Source organism: Paenibacillus sp. J31R109, assembly GCF_059692055.1.
In genome coordinates this window covers 635,527-648,862 of record NZ_JCAUAR010000002.1, presented here as the reverse complement: position 1 = coordinate 648,862, position 13,336 = coordinate 635,527, and the positions used below count along the sequence as shown (strand labels likewise).

Annotated in this window: 13 protein-coding genes; 8 read left to right on the top strand and 5 right to left on the bottom strand. The window is 47.1% G+C overall.

Annotated elements, in window-relative coordinates:
• Window positions 1-45 precede the first annotated feature (45 nt).
• The 4 genes from AC58QT_RS08735 to AC58QT_RS08720 form a co-directional block, all read right to left on the bottom strand.
• Window positions 46-1,260 (bottom strand): threonine synthase, encoded by a 1,215-nt coding sequence (locus AC58QT_RS08735; protein WP_497408558.1) that lies wholly within the window; start codon window positions 1,258-1,260, stop codon window positions 46-48.
• A gap of 34 nt (window positions 1,261-1,294) precedes the next feature.
• Entirely contained in the window at window positions 1,295-2,047 is a 753-nt protein-coding gene (locus tag AC58QT_RS08730; protein WP_497408557.1) for a YheC/YheD family protein, read from the bottom strand.
• The gene (gene panD, locus AC58QT_RS08725; RefSeq protein WP_310223154.1) at window positions 2,040-2,441 is read right to left on the bottom strand and encodes an aspartate 1-decarboxylase; all 402 of its coding nucleotides are present in this window, start codon (window positions 2,439-2,441) and stop codon (window positions 2,040-2,042) included. Before panD ends, AC58QT_RS08730 begins: the two co-directional genes overlap by 8 nt.
• A gap of 187 nt (window positions 2,442-2,628) precedes the next feature.
• On the bottom strand, window positions 2,629-3,393 hold the full coding sequence (locus tag AC58QT_RS08720; RefSeq protein WP_310223156.1) for a sulfite exporter TauE/SafE family protein: 765 nt from the start codon (window positions 3,391-3,393) through the stop codon (window positions 2,629-2,631).
• A 185-nt stretch (window positions 3,394-3,578) separates the two neighbouring features.
• Between AC58QT_RS08720 and AC58QT_RS08715 the strand changes: the two genes are divergently transcribed.
• On the top strand, window positions 3,579-4,907 hold the full coding sequence (locus tag AC58QT_RS08715) for an MFS transporter (RefSeq protein WP_497408556.1): 1,329 nt from the start codon (window positions 3,579-3,581) through the stop codon (window positions 4,905-4,907).
• 98 nt (window positions 4,908-5,005) lie between these two features.
• The gene (locus AC58QT_RS08710; RefSeq protein WP_497408555.1) at window positions 5,006-5,443 is read left to right on the top strand and encodes a GNAT family N-acetyltransferase; all 438 of its coding nucleotides are present in this window, start codon (window positions 5,006-5,008) and stop codon (window positions 5,441-5,443) included.
• Window positions 5,444-5,525: 82 nt separating this feature from the next.
• Here the strand turns inward: AC58QT_RS08710 and AC58QT_RS08705 are convergent, their stop codons facing one another.
• Window positions 5,526-6,422, bottom strand: coding sequence for an AraC family transcriptional regulator (locus AC58QT_RS08705; protein ID WP_497408554.1), 897 nt, complete (start codon window positions 6,420-6,422; stop codon window positions 5,526-5,528).
• Window positions 6,423-6,568: 146 nt separating this feature from the next.
• On the opposite strand from AC58QT_RS08705, the gene AC58QT_RS08700 reads away from it, so the two are divergent.
• The 6 genes from AC58QT_RS08700 (at window position 6,569) to AC58QT_RS08675 (ending at window position 13,281) form a co-directional block, all read left to right on the top strand.
• Window positions 6,569-7,702, top strand: coding sequence for a Gfo/Idh/MocA family protein (locus AC58QT_RS08700; RefSeq protein WP_497408553.1), 1,134 nt, complete (start codon window positions 6,569-6,571; stop codon window positions 7,700-7,702).
• Between the two features lie 38 nt (window positions 7,703-7,740).
• Window positions 7,741-9,411, top strand: a complete 1,671-nt coding sequence (locus AC58QT_RS08695; RefSeq protein WP_497408552.1) for a DUF4091 domain-containing protein — start codon at window positions 7,741-7,743, stop codon at window positions 9,409-9,411.
• Window positions 9,412-9,713: 302 nt separating this feature from the next.
• Window positions 9,714-10,547 (top strand): electron transfer flavoprotein subunit beta/FixA family protein, encoded by an 834-nt coding sequence (locus AC58QT_RS08690; RefSeq protein WP_497408551.1) that lies wholly within the window; start codon window positions 9,714-9,716, stop codon window positions 10,545-10,547.
• A gap of 24 nt (window positions 10,548-10,571) precedes the next feature.
• Window positions 10,572-11,690 (top strand): electron transfer flavoprotein subunit alpha/FixB family protein, encoded by a 1,119-nt coding sequence (locus AC58QT_RS08685; protein ID WP_497408550.1) that lies wholly within the window; start codon window positions 10,572-10,574, stop codon window positions 11,688-11,690.
• Window positions 11,687-12,997: an FAD-dependent oxidoreductase gene (locus tag AC58QT_RS08680; protein WP_310223183.1), complete on the top strand. Its 1,311-nt coding sequence runs from the start codon at window positions 11,687-11,689 to the stop codon at window positions 12,995-12,997. Before AC58QT_RS08685 ends, AC58QT_RS08680 begins: the two co-directional genes overlap by 4 nt.
• A complete protein-coding gene (locus AC58QT_RS08675) occupies window positions 12,994-13,281 on the top strand; it encodes a ferredoxin family protein (protein WP_028554142.1) in 288 nt (95 codons plus the stop codon). The genes AC58QT_RS08680 and AC58QT_RS08675 overlap by 4 nt, the downstream gene beginning before the upstream one ends.
• Window positions 13,282-13,336: the final 55 nt, after the last annotated feature.

Genomic DNA, 13,336 nt, shown 5'->3' with positions numbered 1-13,336 from the left:
AATTGCATTCTCAGCCACGCATCAATCACCGTTGCAGTTATCTCTTCAAATATCCCGATATACCATAAATTCCTCATACGTCTTTATGATCGGAATCGCTGCACTGGCACCCAACTTCGCATATTTCATCGCATGGGAAGTGTTGAATAATACCACAGAATCGGTGGAGCGAAGCCACCCTGTGTCACTAAGGAGTAGCATCGCTGCCCAAGTCGCTGCGCCCTCGGGGGAAGAGGAAATGCCCTCTGCCCCTAAGCTTTGCGTGGCTTGGGCAATTTGCTCTTTGGATACCGCGATAGCGGTTCCGCCACTTTGCTTCACAATCGACAGAAGCAACTCCAAATCCGGGGGATTTGGTACGCGCATCCCTGTCGGGTTGGGGATGATTTTGAGCTGCTCCGGCGTCACGGCCAACGGTTGCCCTAGACCATCGACAATGGGTTGGCAACCTGCCTCTTGCACACAGACGAATCTAGGCATATCGCCTTCGATAAAGCCGAGTTTCTTCAATTCTAAGAAGGACTTCCACATCCCAATAATGCCCGAACCGCCGCCTGTGGGATAGATAATCACATCGGGGAATGTCCATCCCAGCTGCTCGGCAAGCTCTAGCCCCATTGTTTTCTTACCCTCAACTCGGCCAGGTTCTTTCAAAGTCCCGACATTCACCCAACCTTGCTCCTTGCGGCCCGACTCAATGATTGCAGCGGCATCATGAATAAAGCCATCGACCAACACTGTCGTTGCCCCGTACAAAGGGCACTCATCCACAATGAGGGAAGGACAGTCCATGGGGATGAACACAAAAGCTTGAATACCAGCTCTTCCTGCATACGCCGCTAAAGCCCCTGCAGCATTCCCGTTGGAGGGAACAGCGGCTTTCGTTGCCCCAGCTTCTTTCAATAAAGACACGGCTACTGAAAATCCGCGCGATTTGAAGCTGCCTGTTGGATTTTGTTCCTCTCGTTTAATCCACAGACGTTTAAGTGATAGCTTGCTCTCCCAAGTTGGCATACGCAATAGTGGCGTCCAGCCTTCACCTAAGGAGATGATACTGGCCTGATCCTGTATGGGAAGCAGCTCCTGATATCGCCACATGGAGGGATAACGGAGTTGTAGAGAGGCTTTCGTAAAAGTCTTTGCAACGTGTTCGAGATCATAGTCAACCAATAACGTGCCGCCGCATGCGCATTTCATGTCTTGATAGCGGAAGGGCAGCCTTGCAGAACATCGTGAGCATTGCAGCTCCCATTGTTTCATTTGTGGGCCTCCTCAGCGTCTCTAGCAGGAACCGTCATGGCTGTTTCCTGCGAACATGAAATGATTTAATTTTGTGAAAGGCAGTTTTTGTAGGCAGCCTTAGAAATAATTCAAGCATCGGGGCAAAGTTTACTTCAATAATCCATACATGCCCTTGTTTATCAAAGGCCATATCAATGCCCATTGTTTTGACCCAGCGATAGGATGGACCTAACTGCTCGGCTGATCGCAGGGCAACACTGTGCAGCTCCGCAAGCAGCTCGGATGTCGGCATGTCCTTAAGCTCAGAGCCGCGGAGCGCACTCTCTACCGTAACAACACGGCCCCCGCTTCTGCGAATATTGGTGATAATATAGCCTTTACCCGCCACTTTCGCCAACATGCCTGTTACTTGCCAGGGTGATTTGCTATGCCTTTGAACCATCACTCTCAGATCAAAAGGACGCCCATTCTTAGTTGCTAGATGGATACGTTGTTGCACGATGTAGTTTTTATTTGCTTTTTTCTTAATAAAAGCATTCAGATCCTCAGGATCATGATATGTTCGGTGTTTTGCGCCATCCTGGACCTCATAAGCAGAGTTACCTGAGGGTTTGACCTGAAGGACACCACTTCCGCCATAGCTGCCAGTCGGTTTTAAGATGAGTTGCCCGTATTTGGGCAGCATACGCCAGAAACTGCTCACACTTAACCAATCCGTTTCTGGCAGCGCAGCTTGAAGTTTTTTGGACTTGCGCAGCAGCTTATATTTCGTCCATTTACTTGTGGAAAGATGACTCTTACTCATACGCTTTCTCTTCTTGCCTTTGTATAACTAGATCATGTTCCTCTACTTGAAGAAGTTGATTATGTTCATCAACGAAGACAACCTGTGGCTTGAGTGAGCGAATTTCTTCTTCGTTCATGAGCCCCATGCTGAGTATGATTACGAGGTCTCCCGGAGAGAAGAGGTGGGCGGGGGGACCATTTAAACCGATCTTGCCACAACCTTCTGGTGCAGGAATCGCATAGGTTTTCCATCGTGTTGCATTACGGAGACTGGTGACTTGCACCATTTCATACGGATAAATATTCGCTTTGCGCATCAGTAATCCATCAATAGTAATGCTGCCTACATAATCCAAATCGGCTTCCGTCACAGTCGCACGATGTATCTTCCCTTTACACATTAGTCGCTGCATGTGCAGTAGCGCTCCTTTATGATCACATGTTGTTCTTCACAGGGTATGAGAGAGTCAAGGATCACGATGTAGGCATGAGGCTATTTTTAGCAAAAAATAGGCTAATCTTTTGACGGCGTACTCGCATTATTTCCCGGGAAACGCGAGGTAAAATAAAAAGCAGAGCTCTAGGCTCTGCTTTCCAAAGTTAGATTAATTTTAATCCACTAATTAATACTAAGCTGGCAATAATCGTACGCAGTACATTAGTAGGTGCTTTCGTTGCAAGCATACTTCCGAGAAGTACGCCAGGGATTGAGCCAATGAGTAGATTAATGACGAGCGTATAATTCACATTTCCTAGGCTAGCATGTAGAATTCCTGCTGTTGAGGCGAGTAGGAAGGCATGCGCGATATCTGTCCCTACGAGCTGTGCAGGCATCATTCGGAAAAAGTAAAGCATAGCAATGGCATATAAGGATCCAGAGCCAATTGACGTAAGACCAACAATAAAGCCAAGAACCGCACCAATGATAATCGTGAGCCAGCGTTTCTCTTCGAGCGATTTTAGCTGCCAACGATTTTCTTTCATACGGTGTCCGAAGAACACCTTAAACAACGTTGCGAAGGCGACTAGAATTAATACATAACCAAGTGCATGCTTGATAATGACTTCTTGATTGTCGAAGAAAGAATCGAACACCTTCAGGAACACGACCGCGAGTATAACCCCAGGAAGACTGCCTAGGGCAAGCATTTTGACTAGTTTAAAGTCAATTGTTTTCTGCCGCCAATGTTGGATCGTTCCGAACAACTTCGTGATTGAGTTATAAAGAAGGTCTGTACCTACAGCAATGGAAGGGTGAATGCCAATTAAAATTAAGATGGGAGTCAGCAAGGAAGCGCCGCCAACACCTGTCATTCCGACCAGAAACCCTACAATTACACCCATTAGAATAATACTCAAAGTCATGTTGTCATGTCCTCTTTTCATTACCCACTAAACACATTGGATTAATTTTAGTCCCGTGTCTATGATTTGTAAAGATAAATTTTCCAAGCTCGTCCCCTAATCCAAGTAAATATCATGCTATTCTTCAAATCTGGAATCAGGTACAATGGATAGACGTGTCAAAGTCAGCTTTGGGAGGAAAAATCATGCGTAATCGAACTACTGTAATGGTCAGTATCGTACTGGCCATGTTAGTCGCGTCTATGGATACGACAATTGCTAATACAACCATGCCGATCATTGTGAATGACATTGGTGGAAACAGCCTGTATGCTTGGGCGTTTACTTCCTACATGGTGCTCTCTACCGTACTTGCTCCTTTGGCAGGACGATTGTCGGATTTATTTGGGCGCAAGCGCATCTATGCGGCGGGTATTCTCTTATTTCTTGGGGGCTCAGTTCTCTGCGGTTTATCAGACAGCATGGTGCAGCTCATTATTTTTAGAGCGATTCAAGGGATTGGTGCAGGGGTGATGATGCCGTTCCCATCCATTATTGCCGGCGATATTTATCCAGTGGAGCAACGTGGCAAGGTGCAAGCTTTTTTCACGGGCATGTGGGGGTTATCCGCAATTTTAGCACCTACATTAGGTACTTTTTTTGTAACGTATTTGAACTGGCGCTGGATTTTCTTCGTAAACGTCCCGATTTGTCTAATTGCCTTATTAGCTTTGTTGCCATACAAAGAAGTATATCAACCGAAGAAAGCCGTCATCGACTATTGGGGCGCACTCTTGTTTGCGGCGGGGATTTCGTCATTATTACTAATAACGGTGGTCGATTCCTATACCTTTGTGTATGGAGGCGTTGGTGTATTGCTGCTAGTTGTCTTCTTCCTGTATGAAAAAGGGCATGCTGCCCCACTTGTTCCACTGACGCTAATGCGAAATCGGCCCGTGGCCTTGATGATAGGCGGCTCTTTTCTAAGCTGTGCAGCGCTTTTCGGAACGTCGAGTTTTATTCCCTTATTTCTGCAGAATCAAGGGCACTCTCTGTTCATCAGCGGGATTGCATTACTGGGTACATCCATCGGGTGGATGGCAGTTGCCGTCCCTAGCGGGAAATGGGTGATACGCTTCGGCTACAAGCCGTTGCTGCTAGCGGGGAATGCATTGCTTGTCGTAACCGCGGTAATGCTTTTCTTAATTGAGGAAGGGACCTCATTTGGTTACATATTCAGCGCTCTTACGATGTTAGGACTTTCGTTTGGACTGCTGTTTACGGTATCAACTATTGGTGCTCAACAGTTAGTGGAAGCACATCAAAAGGGGATTTCAACCTCACTACAGCTGTTCGCGCGAAATATCGGTACAGCAGTCAGTGTCACCGTGATGGGGTCGATTGTGACGAAAGCGGATGTGTTCTATACGGGGATTCATGGCATGTTTGTATATGGTTTGATCGCTACGTTAGTGGCATTTGCAGTTCCTCTTGCGATACGTTCGAGTCATAAAGAACAACAGTTGACGACATAATTGTAATGGTGAGAATCGTCTCATAGGCACAAGTTGACAGCATGCCCAAGTTAGTAGATTATGGGTAGATATACGAATATAGAAAGAAGTGAGTGTACGTGCTGTTAAATGTGAAGTCCCGTCTGCATGAGGGAGATATTCAACAATTACTTGGCTATAGTGTGTTTCCAGATCCTGAAAGTCTGCAAGAAGCCCTCAGTCAATATGAAAATAATGAAAACACATGGTTATTTGCCTATGAGTCGGAGGGTTTACCTGTCGGCATTATCGGCTTCGAGTTGAATGAGAAGCAAGAAATGACACTTCGTCATCTCGCTGTTGAACCTGAGAGCAGAGGAGAAGGCTTTGGACGCGGGATGTTGCTTGAAATTATTGATGATATGCAGCCAGTTCGGATAACGGTGGAAACCGATGAAGAGGCTGTGCAATTTTATCGCAACGTTGGATTCGTGATTCGTAGTCTAGGTGAGAAATATCCGGGTGTAGAGCGGTTTCTGTGCACGTACGAGGTTGAAGAAGAAGACGAAGACGAGTAATAAAAGGTGAGTTAACGAGAAATCCCGAGAAACTGCTACATGCAGCTTTTCGGGATTTTTTTGCGATAAAGAAGATAAGTGCTTACATGCGGGATTTCACTGTTCTTGCGTATTCAGAAGGACTCATTAGGGTTGCTTTCTTAAAAGCTTTGGAAAAATAATGCACAGAACTGAAGCCAAGTTGTCTGGAGATCTCGGTGAAGTTATAGGTTTCCTCGCGAATCATAATTTTGGCTTGATCGATTTTCAATTTAGCAAAATACTCCATGAGCGTATAGTTCGTATGTTTTTTAAAAAGGTCTTTGAGCTGTGTTTTGCCGACACAGAACACTTGGCTGATTTCATTTAAGGTAAGATGAGCATCAATATGGTCTTCCATGTAGCTCATGACTTTACTGGTTAAATCGTGAATCGACTTTTCTTTAGCGACTGTGGAGAGAGACGTTTCCGCTTCCGGTGATGCTGATTTGCGTAGCAAACGTAACAACAGAATTTCCAAATAGCTTTGCATCATCTGCTCACAGCCAACAGGTGCATCTAACCTCCTCACAAGAGGATGACCGAAGGGGAACTCGAAGGCTTGTTGTCCTTCACGAACGATTTGGGCGAGTAAATTACGCTCTTCATCTTCAAGATGCAGCACCTTACGCTCAAAAAACTGCATCGCTTTCGAATGGCAATCGAATGTCATGACAATTAAATTAGGAGCTTTTCCTTTGGTTGCGTAAAAACTATGAAATTCATTGGGCTTATGAAAGATGATAGAGCCCTGTTTAAGTAAATAGCGATCATCATCCGCATGTACCTCGACTTCTCCGCGATCGACATAGAGAAATTCCCAGAAATCATGCTTCTCGCCATCGAACACAAAATCCTTCCCATACTCAAAGTAGTGCATGGTAATGACTTTTTGGATAACGATACTCATCTTCAAATGCGTCCGATGATATTCGGTCGTGTTCGTTTCACTTATCGTCATGGGAGTCACTCCTGATTGGTCGTTGCAAAGCCTATGTATCTATCATAGCACAGTCGAAAAAACAAAAAAATCGGCTTTCAAGACAAAGAAAAGGGAAGTAACATCTTTTATAATCAGGATAGCGTTAAGTTCGAGGGGGAGCTAACATGAGGATAGGTGTAATTGGGTATGGCCTTAGAATTAGTAGTGTAATTAAAGAGGTAATGAAGGCAGATGCGGACTGTCAAATTGCGGCAATTGTAGACATACGGAAAGATGCGGTTAAAGCTCTACTGGATGAGAAAGGTTGGCATCACATTCATTATTATGATACGCCAGAGCAAATGTTGGCAGATGAGCAGCTTGATGGTGTCATGATTGGAACGCGCTGTAATTTGCATACAACGATGGGGCTGAAGGTACTGCAGCATAATCTTCCGCTCTATCTCGAAAAGCCTGTGTCAACTAACTACGAGGATCTCCTTCGTTTAAAACAAGGATATGAGGCATCCACGTCACCTGTCGTAGTATCTTTTCCATTACGAGTGACATCTCTTGTGGAGCTAGTTAAAGAAATCGTGCAATCAGGTAAGATCGGTACGGTTGAACATGTTCAAGCGATTAATAACGTGCCTTATGGGCGTGTCTATTTCCAAAGCTGGTATCGGAATGAGGAAGAAACCGGGGGGCTCTTTCTACAAAAAGCAACCCATGATTTCGACTATATCCAAGCCGTTCTAGGGCAGACGCCGATATCTGTGTGTGCGATGACTTCCAAGCAAATTTTCAAAGGAAACAAATCGCCTGGGCTCAAATGTGTAGATTGTGAAGACAATCGCACCTGCTTGGAGAGCACGGTTGGAACAGCGGAAGAGCTGGATCCGACCTGGCAATATTGCTGTTATGCGGAAGACACAGGCAATGAAGATTCAGGTAGTGCACTGTTCCGATATGAAAGCGGTATGCATATGTCGTACTCGCAAAACTTTTTTATTCGTAAAGGTGCTGCTGCGCGTGGCGCGAGATTCATGGGGTATAAGGGGACTGTAGACTTCGATTTCTATACAGGTCAAGTCAAAGTGCATATGCACCATACAGCTCGAGTGGAAACGTATGACCTTGCCGCTGGCAGCAACCATTTTGGTGGTGATGCGAAACTGGCACGTAATTTTACAGAAGTTATGAAAAAGAAAGCGAACTCCATCTCAACGCTGGATGACGGTTTGATGAGTGCTCTCATGTGTATGAAAGCACAGGAGTCTGCACAAACAGGGACTTTCCAATCTTTGAAATGGGATTAAGGAAAGGAATCATAACGAATATTGGAGGCATGTAATCAATGGACAATAAGGTAACCTTCCAAACCATAAGCTTGAGTTCGTTATCCAAAGTTTTTGCAGATGAAGCTCCGAGCGAAGGGGCTCTTAAACAAGCATCGGTACTGAAAGGAGAAACCTTCGCTTTCCAAGTTGCATACACCTCAGATCACTTATTGAAAAACATTCGTGTTGAAGTTAATTCGACACTAGGGGTCCCTTTTACAACACGCACTGTAGGTCTCGTGCCATCTGAAATGCCTTGTTACGCTGACCATGATTCCCATGTGATGCGGACAACACCTGGTTTGTACCCGGACCCTTTGTACCCGCTTGAAGCAAAGTCTGTGACGTCACTGCCTGGTCAGTGGAGAGCGGTTTGGATTCATGTTGATGTGGATGCAACTACACGAGCTGGAACCTATAAAGTGAATGTAAGTTTTCTGTCTCCAGAAGGGGAACAACTTGGTGAGGAAGTGTTGGAGCTTACTATACTTGAAGCGACTTTGCCGAAGCAAAAGCTGATTCATACAGAGTGGTTTCACGTAGATTGCCTTGCGACACACTACAAGGTCCCTGTATTTAGTGAGGAGCATTGGCAGCTCATCGGCCAGTTCATTGAAACTGCTGTCAAGCATGGCATTAACATGTTACTGACTCCGATCTTTACACCGCCATTGGATACCGCAGTAGGTGGGGAACGACCGACCGTGCAGCTGATTGGTGTGAAAGTTGTGGAGGGGAGTATCGATAGTAAGACCACATATGCTTTTGAGTACGCCAATCTTGAGCGTTGGGTTGCCCTTTGCCAGAGCAAAGGGGTTGAATATTTCGAGTTCTCACACTTATTCACGCAATGGGGAGCTAAGCATACGCCGAAAATTGTGGCAACCCTGAACGGGGAAGAACAGCGTATTTTCGGTTGGGAAACGGATGCCACTGGGGAAGCCTATGCGAATTTTTTAGAGCAGCTCATTCCTGATCTAGATCGTGTTATCCAAAATCTTGGCATCGCTGGCTGCAGTTACTTTCATGTGTCAGATGAGCCTGCGGAAGCGCATTTGGAAACATACAAGAAAGCAAGTGATCTTGTTCGGAAGCTTCTGCCTCCCGAATATCCGATCATCGATGCTTTGACGGAGATTTCTTTTTATAAGCGAGGAATTGTTCAGAAACCGATTCCCTCGAATGATCATATTGAGCCCTTCTTAGAAGCGGGAGTCCCTGATTTATGGACGTATTATTGCTGTGTACAATACAAAGAAGTGTCCAATCGTTTCTTTAACATGCCTTCCGCACGTAACCGAATCATCGGTCTGCTGCTGTATAAGTTCGGTATTCAAGGATTTCTGCACTGGGGATACAATTTCTATTATTCGCAATATGCTATTAAACCGTTGAATCCCTTTCAAGTAACGGATGCTTTACATGCGTTTCCTTCGGGCGATAGCTTCCTTGTTTATCCTGGTGAATCAGGACCTATTGAGTCGATTCGGATGGAAGTATTCTTTGAAGCGCTGCAGGATTTGAGGGCGTTGCAATTATTGGAAACGTTGATTGGCAAAGAGCGCACGATTGCCCTCATAGAAGAAGGCTTGACTGAGCCGATCACGTTTTCTGTTTATCCCCGCAGCACGGCATGGATGCTCGAGGTGAGGGAGCGAATTAATCAGGCGATTAGTAACAATAGTTGAGAAGTGAATGAAAAAGGGAAGACTGTCGGACGGGTACTTTAGCCTGCCTTTACAGTCTTTTTTTTTTTTGCGCGGAAATGTGCTGAGCTCTTTATTTTTTCTTGGTTTAGTCAAGTTCCTCGCGCTGACGCATATACTGTGTTAGATTCTTATCTTTATGCTTGTTCATCATGTCATGTGATGCACTGAAAGCGATTACTCATCGACATTTACGTGACAAATTTCACAATGATGACAGGCTGTGACAAGGCGATTGTCAAAAAATGCAAGCCAGTTCCCCGTAGAAATAGGAGGGTGCAGAGATGCTGCATATTGTCGTTTGTATTAAACAAGTTCCGGATTCTAGAGAAATTCGCATTGATCCCAAAAATAATACGCTCATTCGTCAAGGTGTTCCCAGCATTGTGAATTTCTATGATATGCATGGCTTGGAAGAGGCGTTGCGTATTAAAGATGAGCAAGGTGCGCGCATCACAGTAGTGACCATGGGCCCGCCACCTGCTGAGAAAGGGCTTAAGGAATGCATATCACTAGGCGCTGATGATGCAGTACTGGTAACTGACCGTGGTTTTGCCGGGGCGGACACGCTAGCTACTTCCTATGTCGTTGCACGAACCATTCGCAAAATTGCGGAAACTTGGGGACCCGTGGATATCGTTTTTTGCGGCAAGCAAACCTTAGATGGCGATACGGGACAAGTCGGTCCAGGCGTAGCCTGTCGATTAGATTTGGAACAGCTAACCTATGTGAACAAAGTTGTCCAAGTAGATGAAGCCAATCGTAAAGTACGCGTACACCGACTATTGGAGGATGGCATCGAAGTGGTTGAGACAAGCATGCCTGTCCTGATTACTGCGTTGAAGGAACTAAATAAAGTAAGACGCGCTTCGCTGCCTGGGATGATTCGAGCGGCTAGATATAAGCCTACCGTTTGGACAACGGCAGATTTTCCAGATCTGGAGCGGGCAAAGATTGGACTTAAGGGCTCGCCAACGATTGTTGCCAAAACGTGGGTACCAGAAATTAAAGCTGTCAAAACCAATATGATCACTTTTGATAGCCCAGAGACGGGGGCAGCTCAGCTAGCCGATCAGCTATTAACGAAGGACATGCAGGCCTTGTTGGAGTGGACTTGATCGATAGGAACGGAGGATAACACGATGGCAAAAGAAACAGAACAGATAGATCCGACGATGCCGGACTGGTCGGCATATCGTGGGGTGTTGATCGTAGTTGAGCAGCGCGAGGGCATCGCGAAAAAGGTATCCTGGCAGCTGCTAGGCGAAGGCAAGAAGCTGGCAGCCAAGCTGGAAGCGCCGCTCATGGCGCTCGTCATCGGCGAGAATGTTGCCCATCTCGCCGATGAAGCCGTGGCCTACGGCGCGGATCGGGTTTACCTGTGCGAAGCCGCGGAGCTTCGCGATTACAGGACCCGGCCATACAGCCGGGTCTGCTTGAAGCTGATCGAGGATGCGAAGCCCGAGATCGTGCTGTTCGGCGCGACTGCGACGGGCCGTGACCTCGCAGGTGCGATCGCTACGCACCTGCCGACGGGGCTGACGGCCGACACGACGCAGCTCGACGTGGAGCCGCCCCCGTCACGGCTGCTGCTAGCCAGCCGTCCGGCTTTCTCTGAGAAGATGATGGCCACCATCCTCTGCAAGCAGTACCGACCGCAAATGGCCACAGCGCGAGCCGGTGTGTTTCAAGCGCTGCCGAAGGACGCAGCGCGCCAAGGCGAGATCGTGCGTATCGAGGCCACGATGCGCGAGGAAGAGATTGACGCGCAAGTGCTCGACTTTCTGCGCGAAACAGGCAAGCTGAATCTCGAGGACTGCGAGATTATCGTAGCGGGAGGCCGCGGATTAGGCGGGCCCGATGCTTTCAAGCTGCTCGCCGAGCTTGCGGATGCGCTCGGCGGTGTCGTTGGCGCGTCCCGCGCTGCGGTTGATGCTGGCTGGATCAGCCATGAGCATCAGGTGGGGCAGACGGGCGCCACGGTGCGGCCGAAGCTCTACTTCGCCATCGGCATCTCTGGCGCTGTGCAACACACGGTCGGGATGAGCCATGCCGACGTGGTTGTCGCGATCAACAAGGATGAGAAGGCGCCAATTTTCCAATTTGCCCATTATGGCCTTGTAGGGGATCTATTCAAAATCGTCCCAGCTATAACGGAGGAATTCAAGAAACGTCGCACACTTTTCGGCATTCACCCGTCATCCACCACCCATACGCAGACGGGGGCAAGCGAAGCACGGGAGAGGAGTGAAGCGAAATGAACGAAAAATTCGACGCTATCGTCGTTGGTGGAGGTCCTGCCGGAGCTGCTGCGGCCTTAACCATGGCACGAGCGGGTTTATCGGTTGTATTGCTCGAGAGGGGCGAGTTTCCTGGCGCCAAAAACATTTTCGGAGGCGTCCTTTACCGCAAACAGATTGAGGAGCTAGTACCTGAGTTTTGGACAGAAAAAAATTTCCCCATGGAACGCTACATTGTTGAACAGCGGATCTGGATGATGGGCAAAGAGTCCATGGTTACCTTCGGTCATCGTAATGAAGCCTACAAGGAGCCGTATAACTGCTTCACTGGCTTGCGAGTTAAATTCGATCAATGGTTCGCTGAAAAAGCGGTAGCGGCGGGCGCAATTCCAATTTACGAAACAGTGGCACTGGATGTCATTCGTGAAGGCAATAAAGTCGTTGGTGTGCGAACAGACCGTGACGATGGAGATCTATATGCGGACGTTGTCGTCATTGCTGATGGGGTTAACTCCTTGCTCGGCAAAGCGATGGGTATTCATAAGGAATGGATGCCGGATGAGGTGTCTTTAGCGGTTAAAGAAGTCATAGCACTTCCCCGCGAAAAAATTGAGGACCGTTTTGGGCTTGAGGGTGATGAAGGTGTCACCATTGAATTTATGGGTGAAACCTCGCTCGGCATGGCGGGAATGGGCTTCTTGTATACGAATAAAGAAACGATCTCATTAGGGGTCGGTGTGATGGTGAATCATTTGCGTGATAAAAAGGTAAAGCCCTACGCCGTACTCGATGCTGTCAAACAGCATCCGATGATTCGTAAGCTGATTCAAGGCGGAGAGACCAAAGAATATTCCGGTCATCTGATTCCTGAGGGTGGTTTTCACTCGATACCAACCTTGTCGGGAGATGGCTGGTGCGTGTGTGGTGATGCTGCGCAGCTGATTAACTTTGTCCACCGGGAGGGGACGAATCTCGCGATGACCTCGGGGCGGCTAGCTGGAGAAGCGATTATCGAAGCGAAGGCACGTGGAGATTTTACAGCTCCAACCATGCATCTTTACGATAATAAGATCAGAGAGTCCTTTGTTCACAAGGATTTGCAAAAGTACAAAGGCATGCATCAATTCTTGAAAGAACAGGATCCTGAGCTCTTATTTGATAGGCTGCCTCGAGCCGTAAATGAAGCAGCGTACAACATGTTCCTTGTGGACGGAATAACGAAAGCTGAGAAACAAAAAATGGCCATGAAGCTTATCAAAAATGCCGCAGGCGGCACAGTGAACTTGATGAAGCTGGGCTACAAGGGATGGAGGGCGATGAACGGATGAGCCAAAGTGATATCTCAGATAAACTGTTTACCATTCGTTACAAATGTGATGATAAATCCCATCTCGTGATCAAAGATAAACAAACTTGCTTAAATTGTGTCACCAAGGATTGTAATTATTTCTGTCCTTCCGATGTCTATGAATGGGAAAAGAAACTTAAAATTACCACGGTTGCCTTTGAAAATTGCATTGAGTGCGGAACGTGCCGCATTGCGTGTCCTTCGTACAATATAGACTGGGTGTACCCGAAGGGCGGACATGGCATGACGTATAAATACGGCTAAGCTAGATGTGCGAAAATGGACCTTGACTGCGTAGAGTCAAGGTTCTATTTTTGCA